16 protein-coding genes and 3 tRNA genes are annotated in these 14,900 nt (G+C 47.1%); 10 read left to right on the top strand and 9 right to left on the bottom strand.

The window, feature by feature from the left end; genetic code table 11:
* Positions 1–255: 255 nt before the first annotated feature.
* The 7 genes from HMPREF9194_RS06975 to rpsP form a co-directional block, all read right to left on the bottom strand.
* The gene (locus HMPREF9194_RS06975) at positions 256–1,257 is read right to left on the bottom strand and encodes a leucine-rich repeat domain-containing protein (RefSeq protein ID WP_016525675.1); all 1,002 of its coding nucleotides are present in this window, start codon (positions 1,255–1,257) and stop codon (positions 256–258) included.
* Positions 1,254–2,159: a hypothetical protein gene (locus tag HMPREF9194_RS06980; protein WP_016525676.1), complete on the bottom strand. Its 906-nt coding sequence runs from the start codon at positions 2,157–2,159 to the stop codon at positions 1,254–1,256. Before HMPREF9194_RS06980 ends, HMPREF9194_RS06975 begins: the two co-directional genes overlap by 4 nt.
* Positions 2,160–2,294: 135 nt before the next feature.
* Positions 2,295–2,714 (bottom strand): 50S ribosomal protein L19, encoded by a 420-nt coding sequence (gene rplS, locus HMPREF9194_RS06985; RefSeq protein WP_016525677.1) that lies wholly within the window; start codon positions 2,712–2,714, stop codon positions 2,295–2,297.
* A complete protein-coding gene (gene trmD / locus HMPREF9194_RS06990; RefSeq protein WP_016525678.1) occupies positions 2,701–3,498 on the bottom strand; it encodes a tRNA (guanosine(37)-N1)-methyltransferase TrmD in 798 nt (265 codons plus the stop codon). Before trmD ends, rplS begins: the two co-directional genes overlap by 14 nt.
* Before the next feature lie 18 nt (positions 3,499–3,516).
* Positions 3,517–4,104: a ribosome maturation factor RimM gene (rimM, locus tag HMPREF9194_RS06995; protein ID WP_016525679.1), complete on the bottom strand. Its 588-nt coding sequence runs from the start codon at positions 4,102–4,104 to the stop codon at positions 3,517–3,519.
* The gene (locus HMPREF9194_RS07000) at positions 4,101–4,337 is read right to left on the bottom strand and encodes a KH domain-containing protein (RefSeq protein WP_016525680.1); all 237 of its coding nucleotides are present in this window, start codon (positions 4,335–4,337) and stop codon (positions 4,101–4,103) included. The genes rimM and HMPREF9194_RS07000 overlap by 4 nt, the downstream gene beginning before the upstream one ends.
* Before the next feature lie 18 nt (positions 4,338–4,355).
* Positions 4,356–4,601 (bottom strand): 30S ribosomal protein S16, encoded by a 246-nt coding sequence (gene rpsP / locus HMPREF9194_RS07005; RefSeq protein ID WP_016525681.1) that lies wholly within the window; start codon positions 4,599–4,601, stop codon positions 4,356–4,358.
* A gap of 218 nt (positions 4,602–4,819) precedes the next feature.
* Here rpsP and HMPREF9194_RS07010 point away from each other — a divergent pair, with 218 nt between their 5' ends.
* The 5 genes from HMPREF9194_RS07010 (at position 4,820) to metG (ending at position 11,179) form a co-directional block, all read left to right on the top strand.
* Positions 4,820–5,467: a TDE1717 family outer membrane beta-barrel protein gene (locus HMPREF9194_RS07010; protein ID WP_016525682.1), complete on the top strand. Its 648-nt coding sequence runs from the start codon at positions 4,820–4,822 to the stop codon at positions 5,465–5,467.
* Positions 5,468–5,592: 125 nt separating this feature from the next.
* A complete protein-coding gene (locus HMPREF9194_RS07015) occupies positions 5,593–6,936 on the top strand; it encodes a YhjD/YihY/BrkB family envelope integrity protein (RefSeq protein WP_016525683.1) in 1,344 nt (447 codons plus the stop codon).
* A 341-nt stretch (positions 6,937–7,277) separates the two neighbouring features.
* Entirely contained in the window at positions 7,278–8,894 is a 1,617-nt protein-coding gene (locus tag HMPREF9194_RS07020; RefSeq protein WP_016525684.1) for a CTP synthase, read from the top strand.
* A gap of 4 nt (positions 8,895–8,898) precedes the next feature.
* Positions 8,899–10,812: a glutamine-hydrolyzing GMP synthase gene (guaA, locus tag HMPREF9194_RS07025; protein ID WP_016525685.1), complete on the top strand. Its 1,914-nt coding sequence runs from the start codon at positions 8,899–8,901 to the stop codon at positions 10,810–10,812.
* Between the two features lie 28 nt (positions 10,813–10,840).
* Complete coding sequence (gene metG, locus HMPREF9194_RS07030; protein ID WP_016525686.1) at positions 10,841–11,179, top strand: methionine--tRNA ligase subunit beta; 339 nt, start codon at positions 10,841–10,843, stop codon at positions 11,177–11,179.
* Between the two features lie 5 nt (positions 11,180–11,184).
* Here metG and HMPREF9194_RS07035 read toward each other — a convergent pair whose 3' ends face one another.
* Positions 11,185–11,547 (bottom strand): HigA family addiction module antitoxin, encoded by a 363-nt coding sequence (locus HMPREF9194_RS07035; protein ID WP_016525687.1) that lies wholly within the window; start codon positions 11,545–11,547, stop codon positions 11,185–11,187.
* Positions 11,519–11,800: a type II toxin-antitoxin system RelE/ParE family toxin gene (locus HMPREF9194_RS07040; protein WP_040846246.1), complete on the bottom strand. Its 282-nt coding sequence runs from the start codon at positions 11,798–11,800 to the stop codon at positions 11,519–11,521. Before HMPREF9194_RS07040 ends, HMPREF9194_RS07035 begins: the two co-directional genes overlap by 29 nt.
* A 193-nt stretch (positions 11,801–11,993) precedes the next feature.
* Here HMPREF9194_RS07040 and HMPREF9194_RS07045 point away from each other — a divergent pair.
* The 5 genes from HMPREF9194_RS07045 to HMPREF9194_RS07065 all read left to right on the top strand — a co-directional run bounded on the left by HMPREF9194_RS07045 (position 11,994) and on the right by HMPREF9194_RS07065 (position 14,900).
* Positions 11,994–12,065, top strand: a tRNA-His gene (locus HMPREF9194_RS07045).
* Between the two features lie 17 nt (positions 12,066–12,082).
* Positions 12,083–12,156: transfer RNA gene (locus HMPREF9194_RS07050), tRNA-Arg, on the top strand.
* A 38-nt stretch (positions 12,157–12,194) separates the two neighbouring features.
* Positions 12,195–12,267, top strand: a tRNA-Lys gene (locus HMPREF9194_RS07055).
* A gap of 90 nt (positions 12,268–12,357) precedes the next feature.
* On the top strand, positions 12,358–14,100 hold the full coding sequence (locus tag HMPREF9194_RS12105; protein WP_016525689.1) for a sensor histidine kinase: 1,743 nt from the start codon (positions 12,358–12,360) through the stop codon (positions 14,098–14,100).
* A complete protein-coding gene (locus HMPREF9194_RS07065; RefSeq protein WP_016525690.1) occupies positions 14,097–14,900 on the top strand; it encodes a response regulator transcription factor in 804 nt (267 codons plus the stop codon). Before HMPREF9194_RS12105 ends, HMPREF9194_RS07065 begins: the two co-directional genes overlap by 4 nt.

Here is a 14,900-nt window from a genome sequence, read left to right on the forward strand (position 1 = left end):
AGTGCCGGGTACCCGCCCGAGCGATCAGAGGGTCTTTGATACAGCGAGCAAAGGCCCTTTGATACGGCGTACAAAGAGGCTTTGATAATCCTATCAAAAGGTCTTTGACAGCCGTATCATATCTATTTATATTTTTGCTTTACACAGGCATCCGTAGACGATTTCGCGTATTTACTTCTCGCTATTCACGCAGTTCTTTTACGCCTCGTTACCCATAAGGGTGCAGTCTATCATGGTGAGCGCTCGGGCAGGGCGTTAAATCTCAACCAACCCCCCGACTCGAAGTCGCTTATACATCTTCCACTTCTTGTTATGTTTAGCATTATTAAAGGCTGCGGCTAAGTCGGACGGAGTACTAAAGTCTGTGTGATTGCCTTCGGTAACGCCGGTTTGTTGTTCGATGTGAGAAAGCGTTCCATAAAGAGTACAGTGCGTATAATCACTATCCACCCGGACCGGTAAATCGGTAAAGAGCTTTTTAAATGCGTCGGCGGTAAGCTGATTGGTTTCGCACTCTATCCTTCGCAAAGAGGTTAAGCCCTGTACGTTAAGAGCGGTAAGGCGGTTATAGCTGCAGTACAGCTCTTTTAAAGCGCTGCAGCCTTGTACGTCAAGGGCGGTTAATTGATTGTTGTGGTAGCACCACAGTTCTTGCAAAGAGTTTAAGCCTTGTACATTAAGGGTGGTAAGCCGGTTGCCACCACAGTGCAGCCATTGCAAAGCATTTAAGCCCTGCACATTAAGAGCGGTTAGCTGATTCCAGCCGCAGTCCAGCCATTGCAAAGCACTTAAGCCTTGTACGTTAAGGGAGGAAAGCTGGGTTAAGGCACATTCCAGCCGTTGCAAATTTCTTAAGCCTTGTACGTTAAGTGCAACCAGTTTATTTCTGGCGGGAGAAACACCGCGATTACCACAATTCAGTGAGATAATGTTTCCTGAACCTTTAAGAACTACCTTTGTACCTTTTGCGTGCAGATACGTTTCCCTGTTGCTTTGAAGCTCCGTTTCGATGCAGCCTTCTACCATTACGGAGGTGCCGTCTGAGGTTATTGCATTAACCCAGATGGTGCGCTTATCGGGACTTAAGATGAGCGAGGCGCCCCCTTCGACAAAGGGGGCGCCTCCCGGGGACGGGATTGGGGTATGGAAACCGGGAGAGGCATTTTCCCCCTCCAACATACTTTGCAAAAACGGATTTTTACAGGAAATCGTTGTAAAAACCGCAGCCAAAAAAACAAAGGTTACTATTTTTTTCATATTCTAATTCCTCCTGTAAGGCCTACAGCCCACGCTATCGGATAGCCGCCCCGAATATAGGGTTCTATAAAAAAGTTGTTTATCATCAGGCGGTATCCGAAAGAGGCTTGCCCCAAACCGAATATCCAAAGTTTTGAGTCTGCCCTTTTATTGTTTTGTCCGAAAACGGCGCCGCCCTCGGCTTGAATAAAAAAGCCCGAATCTTTACGCGGTTTTGCCGCAAGATCGTAAAAGGTCCAACGGAACAACAGGGCGGCATCGTACAAGTGATGTTTGTTAAAATCGTACGAATACAGCGCCTTTGCCCCCGCGGAAAAGCTTCCGATCTTTATGTCAAACGGCAATACAAAAAGGGCGTATAAGCCCGTTCCGAATGCGGGATTTACGGGACTGTTCATATTCGCTTCGGTAAAAAAAGCAAGCGACCATGTCAAATCCTTCGGTTTACCGCCGGGCAAAAAAAAGGCGGGAGCGTCTTGAACGATTTTATCGGACCGGACGGGGGCGCTGTGTTCGGAACTGTCTGCCGGCTTAACCTGCTCTGCAGCCGATGCGATTTCGGGAAAGTCTTTTTGCTCCGGCATTGTTTTTATATTTTCGGTTTCGGTACTTTTTTCGGAATCTTCGGCCGGTTTACTTTGCTTTACGGCCGTATTTTTCACTTCCGGACTTTTTACCGGGGAAATCTTTTTTACAGGAGGCGGTTTTAGAGCAACTTCGGTTTTCGGTGTATCTTTTGCGGGGAAAGGCTCGGAGGGGTCTGCATAATTTTGGGCCTCTGCGGAAGACGGAACCTGCGCTTCGCGGTTTTTTACCGTTTTACGATACAGCCACAGTCCTGCACATGCAATACCGACACAAACGAAAACAAATACTGTCGTTTTTACAATATTTGCAGTCATATGTTATTATATCGAAACTTTTTTACAGGTGTCAATACGTGTTAAAGGGGAAAAATAAAAAACCGCAGCAAGTGTAAAAAGGCTTTTTCGAACAGCCCGTACACTTGTGCGATTTTATAAGGTTAAAAAAATGATTTACGCTTGCGGTGCGCTCGGTGCGGCACTTTGTGCGGCTTGAGCGGATGCGTTTTGCGCGGCGGCTTGATCCGATTTTTTTACGATAAGCTCGCGGATCTTGCTTCCTTTACCGACCTTGCCGCGGATATAGTACAGCTTGGAGCGGCGGACCTTACCGGGGCGCAGCACTTCAACTTTTGCGATACGCGGCGAATACAGGGGGAATACCCTTTCCACGCCGACTCCGTAAGAATTCTTGCGTACGGTAAAGGTGCGGCGCACGCCCGCGTTTTTAAAGCAAAGCACCAAACCTTCGTAGACCTGCACGCGCTCGGTTTTTCCTTCGATGATTTTAAAGTGAACTTTTACCGTATCGCCCACATTAAAAGGCGTAACTTCCCGCTTTTGGGATTCTTCAATAGTTTTAATCACATCCATTGCAATCTCCTTGTATCCGTGTTATGTCGGCAATGCAGTCTTCCGCTTCCTTTCCGAGCAAGCCCGCTTCGCGGGAAGCCCAAATCATATCGGGGCGGACGGCCAGCGTTTTTGCCACGCGTTTTTGCAGCCGCCAGCGGCGGATGCGCTCGTGATTGCCGGACAGCAAAACGTCCGGCACCTTCATGCCGTCAAACACTTCCGGCTTGGTATACTGGGGATATTCCAGCAAACCGCCGCAATGACTTTCTTCCGTAAGGCTCTCGGCGGATATAACTCCGTCGACCAAACGGTACACGGCATCGATAACAACCTGAGCCGCTATTTCTCCGGAAGACAGCACAAAATCTCCTACGGAAATTTCGTCGTCAACCCATTTGTCGATTATCCGCTGATCGATACCTTCATACCTTCCGCAGATAATCACCAAATCTTTTTCGCGGCTCAGTTCGACCGCCGTTTTTTGGTTAAAGGGCTTGCCCGACGGCGTAACGTAAATTACGCGCGGAGTATCCTTTTTCCGCTTTTTCGCCGCTTTTTTGCCGGTGTTATTTTTACCCGACACCGATTCCAAAGCCGCGTCGAGGGGAGCGGGCATCATCAGCATTCCCGCGCCTCCTCCGTAAGGAGTGTCGTCACAGGTTTTGTGCTTATCGAAGGCAAAATCTCTGATATTTACCAATTCGTAAGCGATAATTCCCTTTTGCACCGCCTTAGCCATAATCGAAGTTTCGAAAAAGCTTTGCACGATTTCGGGAAATAAGGTCAGCACATGAAATTTCATCGTTTTACCTAAAACGTTTTACTCTAAAATCCAGAGGTGCATAAGCTGAACGGCTGCGTTTTTAATATCAACCGTACCGATAAATTCCTTATTAAAAGGAATCAAAACCGTTTTGCCGCCTTTAGCGGACGGTTTTACTTTATCCGTACGGGCAATCGCAGCGTCCGCGCTTTCGGACAGCGCAACCTCCAAAAGGTTACCGCTCCCGCCTTCCACTACATCCGTAACGATTCCGACCCTTACCGGCTCTTTTTCCGCTTTTCCGATCCCGTCGCCGTTATACAGCAGAGCGCACCCTTTTAAGTCCTCCGCGTAAAACTCGCCTGAACCGAGCGGACAAGCCATGTTTCGGGGTACGACAATATGCCAAGAAGAAAACTCTTTTGCTTCTTCGGGGCAGTCGATACCCTTGAATTTTATAAAAAGGCAGGATGTTCCGATTTCGGCCGATTCGACCGCCGCCTTTACGGCTTTTTCACCCTTCCTCAAAGTTACATCGGTCAAGTTCAAAAAATGTTCAAACTCACCGGATGTACTTTCCACTTTAACCTTACCGGAAAGCCCGTGGGGCCCTCTGATAATTCCGATAACAAAATCCGTCCTCATCGGTCCAGAATGTCAAGACTGTACCGTTTGCCGGATCTGCCGCCCGATGCGCTTAAAACGGTCCGCAAAGCTTTTGCAATGCGCCCGTATTTGCCGATCACTTTACCTATATCGCTTTCGGCTACTTGCAATTGAATAACCGGACCGCGTTCGCCTTCCGTTTCCTGCACGGAAACCGCAGCGGGATCGTCGACCAGGGATTTTGCAATATATTCAATCAGGTCTTTTTCCAATTCCCGAACCTCCGGCACTTATTTCGTAAAGTTTTTTTTGTTCAAAATTTTGCGGACAGTATCGGAAGGCTGAGCGCCTACACCGAGCCAGTAGCGCACTCTGTCGGCATCGAACACAATCTGCTTGTCTTCGACTTCGATAGGATGATACAAGCCGATTTCTTCGATGGTCGTTCCGTCGCGCGGTTTGCGCGAATCCTGTACGACAATGCGGAAAAAGGGTCGCTTTTTCGTTCCGAACTTTTTAAGTCTGATCCGTACCATAAAACCTCCTGTCAATGAAATAAAAGCACGAACTTTATTTTTATCATAAAAGAGCGCCTTGGTCAAGACGGAAAATTACACACGAAAAAGTTATAACTTGACTTTTTTTAGGGGGGGGATATAATAGAAAGAACTTTATATTCGGCAAATCTCCGCGAGGAGACCTTTCGGAACCGGCCGAATATTAAGATGTCTAAAAATAAATGAGGAGTTTTACTATGAAAAAGATTGCGGCACTGGTGCTTGTTGTGTGCATGACGTGCGCAAGCGTTTTTGCGCTGGATTTCGGTGCGGGAGGTATGTTTGATTTTACCCATGAACATGCGTATGCCAAGGCAACATTGGGTCCCGTGACAACGACATCCTCAGGCGATATATCGCTGATAGGATTTAAAGGCTTTTTTGACGCCCAATATGCGGTGGCGAGTTTCGGAATCAATACGAATATTACCAAGCAAAAAATAACATCAGGCTCTACCAGCACCCTTACGGACCTTACCATACGCTACTTCAATATCGGACTTTTGGCAAAATATCCGATTGAGCTGGGAAGCATTCAGATATTCCCTCTTGTCGGTGTGGACTGGGATATCATTATCTCTTATCAAAAGAATAATACAAACTACAAAATCGACAGCGCCGCAAGAGAAGAATTCAATGCGCTTTGGCTCGACCTCGGCGTCGGCGCGGATATTCCCCTCGGCTCGGGCGCCCTGTATTTACGGCCGCAGGGAATCTTCGGCATTCAACTGAATACTCCCGCATCCGTAAAACAGCAAAAAAAGCAAGCGGAAGCTCTCGGAGGAAAACTGTCTGCGGGCACTTTAAAATTTAATATCGGTCTGGGTTTGATACGTAAATTTTAAATAAGCACGGCAGTCTTATTCCCGTTTTGCTTGGAGTTCCGAGGCAAAACGGGGAAAAACTTTGTATCCGCCTTTTTTTCCCCCCCCCGCTTGACAATCGGCGCGGCTGAAGTATACTTTAAAGAGTGAAACCGAAAAAAATTTCGCCGGTTACGGCGGCGCAGTCGTTCTTTTTTGCCTTTACTTTATATTTTCAAAATAATTTATACTTGTACGCTTTGTCGTGCGCGTTCGGTTTTTTGTTTTCGCTTATTCCCATAGTCATTATGATTGCGGCGGTTCTTATACGCTTTTTGCACACCTCTCCCGAACTTTTATACGGATTTTTGGAAAGCGCGAAAAAATGGATCGATACCGCAAATCTGCATGCGATGGCAAACTACCTCTTGGCGCAGCGGCGCCCGACGTTGTTTGAAATCATTATCGGTATTACGATTTTTTTCTTTGCACGCCGTTTTTTTTATACGGTTATGCAATCCGTGCGCAGAATTTTTCACGGGCCCATAGACCCGCGGCCGCTTTTGGCACAGCTTATCGCCGTTGCGGGCGAAGTGCTTTTGGTTGTAATCGCAGCTGCGGTCGTTTTTGTAATAAGTGCGGCAAAACCGTTTTTTTATACGATCAGGCGCAGTACCGAAAACTTTGCATTTTTTTTACCGTTTATCGGAAGCGGTTTTGCAAAAATACTGCCGCTTTTATTCAACACCGTTCCCTACCTATTGATTTGGATTTTTGCCGCGCTCACCTTCCGCTTCGCATCGGGCACGAAACCCGAATTCAAAACATGCGCCTTTTCGGCTTTGCTGTGCGCCCTTATTTTTGCGCTCGTCGGTTATGTATTCACCCTTTTTACCGATACGGTGAAATACAACCTGATTTACGGTTTTTTGGGCACTCTGATGGTTATGCTGCTTAAGGTATCGGTATTTTTTTCGCTGTTTTTGTTTTTCGCCCAATACGTGTACGTGTCGCAGTTTTTCGATTCTCTATTGCTTGCCGAACTCTACCTTTTGCCCGATCGCGGCGAAACCGATATTTTTTTGGGCATACGGCGCATGCTGTTCATTCGGCCCGACCGGTTTTTAAAAGCGGCGGCGCAAGGCGAATCGTGCGAGCATAACGGCGACCGTCCCGTGTTGGAAAAGAAAAAAGCCGGGAGTCTCATTTTTTCAAAGGGCGATACGGATACGAACGTCTATTATTTGGCACAAGGTTCGGTCGAACTGCTGCGCGAAAACAATATTGCCTATCTTGACCGCGGAAGTTTTTTCGGCGAATTGAACGTTTTGCTTAATGAACCGCGCAATGCGACCGCGCGCGCGGCCACGGACATTCAGCTTATTAAAATAAGCGAACGGCGCTTCACCGAACTTTTAAACAGCAGCCCCGAAGCCGTGCGCAAAACCTTATCGCTGATTTCTTCGTATTTTGCGCGAAACATCAATTTGACCGAAAACGTGGGTCTGTAACGACAATTCAGCATAAAGAAAAATCAACAAAAATTGATGAGTACAGCAAGACCTCTGCCCGCATGCGGTCAAGGTCTTACCGATACACAACTTTTATTTCATATCATACAGAACTATACCGTAATAATTTCTGCTGGCAAGCAAAATTTCACAGAAATTTTGCGCAGTCCGATACCTATTACGGTCAGCCGCGTTAAACGGCAGGACGCTGCCGGGAGGCGGCTTTTTATACAATTACATATTTTTATACCTTATATTTTTCGGTACGGTTACGTTCAAATATTGTCAGTGCTCTGTTTTTATGCTATAATTATGCGCAGCGTGTTTTTACGGAGAGGGGTATGAGCAAATACATTTTTATTACCGGCGGCGTCGTTTCGGGCTTGGGAAAAGGAATTTCGGCGGCTTCTATCGGATTGATTTTAAAAAGCAGAGGCTTAAAAGTCGTAAATCAAAAATTCGATCCGTATTTGAATATCGATCCGGGAACTTTGAATCCGTATGAACACGGCGAAGTCTTCGTTACCGATGACGGAGCCGAAACCGATTTGGACTTGGGTCATTACGAGCGCTTTACCGACGTCAGCCTTTCCAAAAACAGCAGCACGAGCGCCGGCAAGGTGTACCTTTCCGTATTGAATACCGAACGCGAAGGCGGCTACCACGGAAAAACCGTTCAGGTTATTCCGAACGTTACCGACGAAATACGGCGGCGCATGATGCTTGCCGCAAAAGAAACCGAAGCCGACGTTATCATTACCGAAGTCGGCGGCACCGTCGGCGATATTGAATCGTTGCCCTTTATAGAAGCGATCCGCCAAATAAAATACGAAGTCGGATTCGAAAATTGCGCCTACGTTCATTTAACCCTTATGCCGTATATGAAAAAGGCACAGGAACTTAAAACAAAGCCGACCCAGCACAGCGTAAAAGATTTGCAGGGTTTGGGGATTCAGCCGGACGTTATCATTCTCAGAAGCGAAATGCCCATCGATTTTGCAACAAAAGAAAAACTCGCGCTGTTTTGCAATGTTCCGACCGAAGCCATTATTCAAAACCTGAACGTAAAATCGATTTACGAAGTGCCGCTCAAGCTCGAAGAAGAAGGCTTGGGCAATGCGATTTGCAAAGCGCTTCATATAGAAAGCGGCGAAAGCCGCCTTACCGAATGGAAAAAAACGGTTGAACGGCTGCACAACCCCGCGACTACGGTGCGCATCGCGCTCGTAGGAAAATACGTGGAACTTCACGACGCGTACTTATCGGTTGCCGAAGCCTTAACTCACGCGGGAATCCATCACAACGCGGCGGTCGAAATCGAATGGGTAAATTCGGAAGATCTTACCGATACGGCAAGCCTGCGTAAAAAACTCGGAAGTTGTCACGGAATTATTTTGCCCGGGGGATTCGGAACGCGTGGAATCGACGGCATGATCGCAACCGTCCGCTACGCGCGCGAACACAAGATTCCGTTTTTCGGCATTTGTTTGGGCATGCAAATGTGCGTTATAGAATATGCGCGCAACGTTATGAAAATGGCAGGCGCGAATTCGACCGAAATGGACGAAAAAACGCCCTACCCGATTATATCGCTTATGCCGGATAAAGCCGGTTGCCCGATCGGCGGTACGCTCCGCCTCGGAAAATACGAATGCGCGCTCACAAGCGGCACACTTGCGCATAAAGCCTACGGCGAAAAAACGATTTGGGAGCGCCACCGCCACCGCTACGAATTCAACAACGAATTCCGTACCCTGTTCGATAAGGGCGATTTAAAATTAAGCGGCGTAAACCCCGAACGCAATTTGGTCGAAATAGTCGAATTCGACAAGGCCGTGCACCCGTGGATGCTCGCAGTGCAGTTCCATCCCGAATTTAAATCGCGGCCGAACAGACCGCACCCGCTTTTCAGGGATTTTATCGGCGCAAGTCTTGCGAACGCCGGTACTCAGGAGTAAACGCATGCGGGAAAACATCGCCGTTCTCGATTTCGGCAGTCAATATGCGCACCTTATCGCAAAAAGGCTGCGCCTTATGGGATATTATTCGGAGATACGCTCCCCCTCTTCCGGCACGGACGTTTTCAAACACACAAAGGGAATTATCCTGTCGGGCGGACCGTCGTCCGTGTACGAAAAAAATATTCCCGAATTCAATGAAGCAATTTTCGGCTTGGACATTCCCGTTTTGGGGCTTTGCTACGGACACCAGCTTATGTGCCGGCACTACGGCGGAACCGTCGAAAAGGCGCGTACGGCCGAATTCGGCATTGCCTCCCTTGAGCAAAAAAAAGGCGCCGACTGTCCGCTTTTTAAAGGACTGTCGTTCCCGACCCGCGTGTGGATGAGCCATCAGGATGAAGTTACGCTGCTTCCCGACGGCTTTGAATGTACGGCGTTTACAAAGGACTGCGCATACGCGGCCGTGCAGGACGGAAAACGAAAGCGATTCGGCTTGCAGTTTCATACGGAAGTAAAAGATACGGCCGAAGGAAATGCGGTTTTGCAAAATTTCGCGCAATTGTGCGGCATGGACAAAAACTGGAACCAAGACGCCGTGCTTGAAGGAATTTTGGACGACATACGCGAAAGAGCGAAGGATCGCAGCGTTTTGTTGTTTTTATCCGGCGGCGTGGATTCCACCGTCGCGTTCGCGCTTTTAAATAAAGCGTTGGGGCAGGATCGCGTAAAGGGTCTGCACATAGACAACGGGTTTATGCGCAAAAACGAAAGCGCTTCAGTTGCCGAGCGCTACCGCGGTTTCGGCTTTACCAATTTTATCGCCGAAGACGCGTCAAAAACCTTTTTAAAAGCCGTTGCGGGCGAAACCGACCCGCAAAAAAAACGCCGGGCGGTCGGCGAAACCTTTATACACGTGCGCGACGAAGTCGTTAAAAAACTCGGCTTAAACGAAGACGAATGGCTTTTGGCTCAAGGCACCCTCTACCCCGATATAATCGAATCGGGCGGAACCGAAAATTCGCATACGATAAAAACCCACCACAACAGGGTCGCCGGCATTCAATCGCTTATCGACAAAGGCTTGATTATCGAGCCTTTAAAAGATTTATACAAAGACGAAGTGCGTCTGCTCGGCAAAAAACTGGGCTTAAGCGACGAATTGATTATGCGCCACCCCTTCCCCGGCCCCGGCCTTTCGATAAACGTATTGGGAAGCAGCGGTAAAACCGACGAAAAAGAATTTAAAGCGGCTTTGCACGAAATCGAAAAGATTTTGCCTAACGTACAAAAAATCTGCGGCGCCGTGCAAAAAATCGGCGTGCTTCCGGTAAAGTCGGTCGGCGTGCAGGGCGACTTCAGAACCTACCGCTTTCCCGCGGTACTGTACGCAAACGACGCTGCCTCATACGGCGACAAAAAGGCGTGCATTCGCACGCTCGAAAAACTCTTCGGCGCACAATCGGCCGCTTCTTCGCGGGCGCATGAAGAAGCCGCATGGGACGCACTTGAAAAATCGTCCGCCGCAATTACAAACGCCTGCGCTTCGGTAAACCGGACGGTGCTTGCCCTGTACGAAAAAGCCGGCTGCAGCCTGCACGAAGCATACTGCACAAAAGAACGCCTCGACCAAATACGCGAAGCCGATGCGGTTATGCTCGACGAATTGCGGAAAGCCGGCCGTTACGGCAGCATCTTTCAGCATTTGACAATCAATCTGCCCTATGCGGCACAAAGCGGACATTGCGCCCTCGTACTGCGCCCCGTCGTATCGGAAGACGTTATGACCGCGCGCTTTGCGCATATGGAAAGCGCAATACTGCTTGCCGCCGTCGAGCGCATATTGAATTTCGACTTTGTCGATGCGCTCTACTACGACATAACCAACAAACCGCCGGCAACCTTCGGCTGGGAATAAAAAATTCAAAAAATAAAGGACTGCGATTATGAAAGAAATTATCGAATATGACGACTTTGCAAAGCTTGATATGAGGGCGGGAACGATTGTGTCCTGCGAAAAGGTTGAAAACGCCGAAAAGCTGTACAAAATAATGGTGGATGTCGGCGAAGAAAACCCGCGACAAATCGTGTCGAGCCTGGTCGATTATTACACGGCCGAAGAACTGGTCGGCAAGCGCATTATCGTTTTGGTCAATTTAAAGCCGCGGAAAATGCGCGGCATCGAATCGCAGGGCATGCTTTTGTGCAGCGAAAGCGAAGACGGTGCAACCTGCGTTCTTTTAAAGCCGGAAAAAGACGTCGAACCGGGAACGCCGGTTACATAAACGGTTTAATAGGCCGGAATCGCTTGGGAAGTTTGAACAAGTTCGGATTCCGGTATATTTAAACTTTCAATTTTTTGCAATTCATCGGCCTGTTTTTTTATTTCTTCTTCTACATCGTAGGCATTTTGCAAACCGAGCCAAAATCGGGTACTTGTTCCGAAAAAAGCGGCAAACCGCAATGCCGTATCTGCCGATATTCTTCTTTTTCCGTGTATAATATCCGATATTCTTGTTTGAGGGATACGTACCGCCTTTGCCAGCCGATAGGCGGAAATATTCATCGGCTTCAAAAATTCTTCCGACAATATTTCCCCGGGGTGAATATTCGGTAATTTATCATCAGTGATAATCGACAATTTCGAGTTCATAGGCATCTCCCTGCAACCATTTAAAAATCAGCCGCCATTGATCATTTATTCTTATGCTGTAATAATCTTTTAACTTTCCTTTAAGCGCTTCCAAGCGATTTTCCGGAGGTATTTTTAAATCGTTTAATTGATGTGCATTGTCAATCATGCGAAGTTTCCGGCGGCAAACATTTTGCATATCGATAGGAAACTTTAAAGAGCGCATACCGTGATAGATATTATAAGCACACTCATCCTTAAACGATTTGATCACGTATTAATAATACTGCAAGGCAGGAGTATTGTCAAATTTATTTTTTTCAGTTCATTGAAATATGGGGCGATAAATACTGTATAAGCGGTAAAATCCGATCCGAAAGAGCGGACGGGTGCTTGACTAAGGCAAGTTTTTTTTGATATAGTAAACAACGTATCGGGTGGGATAATCCGTATCCGTTACAATTATGGTGCCTGTAGTTCAGGGGTAGAGCGCCAGATTGTGGATCTGGTTGTCGAGGGTTCAAATCCCTTCAGGCACCCGAAAAATCCGTTTAATGCGTTCGTAGCTCAGCCGGATAGAGCAACGGACTTCGAATCCGTAGGTCGCACGTTCGAATCGTGTCGGACGCAGCGAAAAACCGCCGTATCGAAGAAAGACGGATATGCAAGGGCCATTAGCTCAGCTGGTAGAGCAACAGACTCTTAATCTGTGGGTCGCTGGTTCGAAGCCGGCATGGCTCAAAAGGGATTTTCAAATATTATTTTGAAAATCCCTTTTTTATTTTGGAAATTTATTTTGAACAATTTCACGTTTTGCAAGCGGACGGAAAGATGCGGTTATCCGGAAAATCGGGAAATAAAAAATTTTATAAAAAGCTCCTTACAATTTTTTTAACAATCAGCGTTATTCCTTCCTTATTCATAGGAATATTTTCGGGCACCCTGGTCGATACCGTTATCCGCCGGCGCCTTATGAACGAATCGGCAAAAGCAACGGATAGCGCGATGAACTCGATAGATTCGCTCATCGGCGCATATGCGGCCGCGCTGGATATTTTTTGCGCGGATAAAATGCTTGCCGATTTTTTTACGGAAAACGATGCAGAACTTCTGCCTCAACTATACGAAAAAATGTATAAAACCCTGGCAGCCCTGGGCGGAAGCGGCGACATTCATCTCATCGATTTCGATTCCGCATATATAACGTCTTTAAAAGGTACGCCGTCCGTTTACAACTTAAAAACCGAAGCGAATTGGGGACCGTTCAGAGCGGCAAACGAAAGCAATGCGGCTGCCGTCTACCCTACGCTTTTTGTAAACTCCGACGGCACCAAAATGGCATCTTCGGTAATTTCGGCAGTCCGGCAAAACGGATCGATCGCAGGCTATGCCGCGTTTGATATTCCCTTGGAAAGATTGAAAGACCAACTCATCAATACCTACGATACGCTGCCGATGAATTTTACGCTGATGACGGATAACTACTATTTTTTATTTAACGATGCGGATTTGAACAGCCGAAGTCAATTTATAAGCTGGCCGCATCGCGCCCTTACAAACCGCAAAGGCTATTTTATAGAAAGCGCGGACGGAAAAGAACTTTTGTACACCTTCAGGCCTTCGTCCGCATATAAATTGATTATCATAGGCGGCCTTAACATAAACCTCATCATCGGAAATATTTCCGCAGGCTTGTACATACTTGCCGCAACCGTTTTAATCGCGGTATTCATTTGTATTTGCATTTCGCTTATCGTTTCCAAGCGCATCAATACGCCGCTTCAGGAAATTGTCGACGCCATGCGGATTGTGGAATCGGGAGATTTTAATAAGCGGGCAAAGGTTTTTGACAACGACGAATTCGGCTATGTGGCAAAACAATTCAATACCATGTGCCGCGAACTGAGCGAATTATTCAAAAAAGATCACGAAAAACAGGAATTATTGCGCCGTTCCGAAATCAAAAACCTGCAAGCCCAAATACATCCGCATTTTTTTTACAATACGCTGGATTCGATAAAGTGGCTCGCAAAATTAAACGGTCAGGATGAAATTTACGTAATGACCGCAAACCTGAGTCTTTTACTGCGAAACGGGATCCGCATGTCAAACGAATTTTCGACCGTGCGGGAAAATCTGGAAAATTTGAACGCCTATACGGCAATACAAAAAATACGCTTTGCGGATAAATTTTCGATCCGCATCGATGTGGAACAAGCGCTGTTCGATTATACAATTCCCGCGCTTATACTTCAGCCTTTGGTGGAAAACGCAATGGTACACGGTTTGGAGCAAAAGCCCGGCAAGGGGCTGTTGTCGCTCAGGGGTTTTCGAAAAGAAAACACCGTCGTTTTTGAGGTTGAAGACGACGGTATCGGCATAAGCAAAACCGAACTGAAAAAACTGCATGCGTCGCTTGCATCGGAAGGTACGGAAGAACACATCGGGTTAATAAATGTACATAAAAGGATCCGTCTGTATTACGGACAATCCTACGGAATAAAAATCGCAAGCACCGAAAGGAAAGGAACCCTGGTTACGCTTACGCTTCCGTATGCTCCGGAGCGGCTATGATCGATTGTTTTATTGCCGAAGATGAACAGATTTTACGCCGCGGTTTAACGCTGACGATCGACTGGAATGCCTTGGGCTGCAGGATTATAGGCGAAGCCGAAAACGGCGCGCAAGCTTTGGACTTGATACAAAAACTGAAGCCCGATTTAATTATAACGGACATACGGATGCCCGTATTGGACGGACTTTCTTTAATCGAAAAAACACTCGAACAGTATCGGCCGGAATTCATCATCATATCGGGCTATAACGACTTTGCCTATGCAAAAAAAGCCATACGGTTGGGAGCGGCCGATTACTTGTGCAAACCTATCGATGAAAAAGAATTAACGGCGGCCGTAACCGAAGTTTGCAAAAAAATCGCCGGTAAACAAGCCCAAGCCTTGCAAAACATGCCGGTAAAAATTATCGCGGGGAACAAGCTGCTTTTGGCACATTTTAAAGAATTCGTTCCGCAAAGCGCCGGCCGAAAAAATAAATACATTTCAAACGCGATTCGTTTCATTCAGCAAAATTATGGCGGCAACATTACAATGCGCGACGCATGCAAGCATTTAGTCATAAGCGAAAGCTATTTAACGAAGCTGTTTAAAGAATACACCGGATATTCCTTTATCGAATATCTTACCTATTGGCGCATGAAAAAAGCCTGCGAACTGCTCAACACCGAAGGTATAAAAATTTACGCCGTTGCCGAGCGCGTCGGGTATTCGGATCAACGGTACTTCAGCGTCTTGTTCAAAAAATATACCGGCTTAACCCCGAAACAATTCAGAGAAAAGCAATTCAGCATAGAGTAG

Origin of the sequence: Treponema maltophilum ATCC 51939, assembly GCF_000413055.1 — a bacterium.
Taxonomy (GTDB): domain Bacteria; phylum Spirochaetota; class Spirochaetia; order Treponematales; family Treponemataceae; genus Treponema_C; species Treponema_C maltophilum.

What these genes read in the sequence shown, in the direction of transcription:
- HMPREF9194_RS06975 (WP_016525675.1), bottom strand. Translation starts at nt 1,257, where the DNA reads ATGAAAAAAATAGTAACCTTTGTTTTTTTGGCTGCGGTTTTTACAACG.
- HMPREF9194_RS06980 (WP_016525676.1), bottom strand. Translation starts at nt 2,159, where the DNA reads ATGACTGCAAATATTGTAAAAACGACAGTATTTGTTTTCGTTTGTGTC.
- rplS (WP_016525677.1), bottom strand. Translation starts at nt 2,714, where the DNA reads ATGGATGTGATTAAAACTATTGAAGAATCCCAAAAGCGGGAAGTTACG.
- trmD (WP_016525678.1), bottom strand. Translation starts at nt 3,498, where the DNA reads ATGAAATTTCATGTGCTGACCTTATTTCCCGAAATCGTGCAAAGCTTT.
- rimM (WP_016525679.1), bottom strand. Translation starts at nt 4,104, where the DNA reads ATGAGGACGGATTTTGTTATCGGAATTATCAGAGGGCCCCACGGGCTT.
- rpsP (WP_016525681.1), bottom strand. Translation starts at nt 4,601, where the DNA reads ATGGTACGGATCAGACTTAAAAAGTTCGGAACGAAAAAGCGACCCTTT.
- HMPREF9194_RS07010 (WP_016525682.1), top strand. Translation starts at nt 4,820, where the DNA reads ATGAAAAAGATTGCGGCACTGGTGCTTGTTGTGTGCATGACGTGCGCA.
- HMPREF9194_RS07020 (WP_016525684.1), top strand. Translation starts at nt 7,278, where the DNA reads ATGAGCAAATACATTTTTATTACCGGCGGCGTCGTTTCGGGCTTGGGA.
- guaA (WP_016525685.1), top strand. Translation starts at nt 8,899, where the DNA reads ATGCGGGAAAACATCGCCGTTCTCGATTTCGGCAGTCAATATGCGCAC.
- metG (WP_016525686.1), top strand. Translation starts at nt 10,841, where the DNA reads ATGAAAGAAATTATCGAATATGACGACTTTGCAAAGCTTGATATGAGG.
- HMPREF9194_RS07035 (WP_016525687.1), bottom strand. Translation starts at nt 11,547, where the DNA reads ATGAACTCGAAATTGTCGATTATCACTGATGATAAATTACCGAATATT.
- HMPREF9194_RS12105 (WP_016525689.1), top strand. Translation starts at nt 12,358, where the DNA reads ATGCGGTTATCCGGAAAATCGGGAAATAAAAAATTTTATAAAAAGCTC.
- HMPREF9194_RS07065 (WP_016525690.1), top strand. Translation starts at nt 14,097, where the DNA reads ATGATCGATTGTTTTATTGCCGAAGATGAACAGATTTTACGCCGCGGT.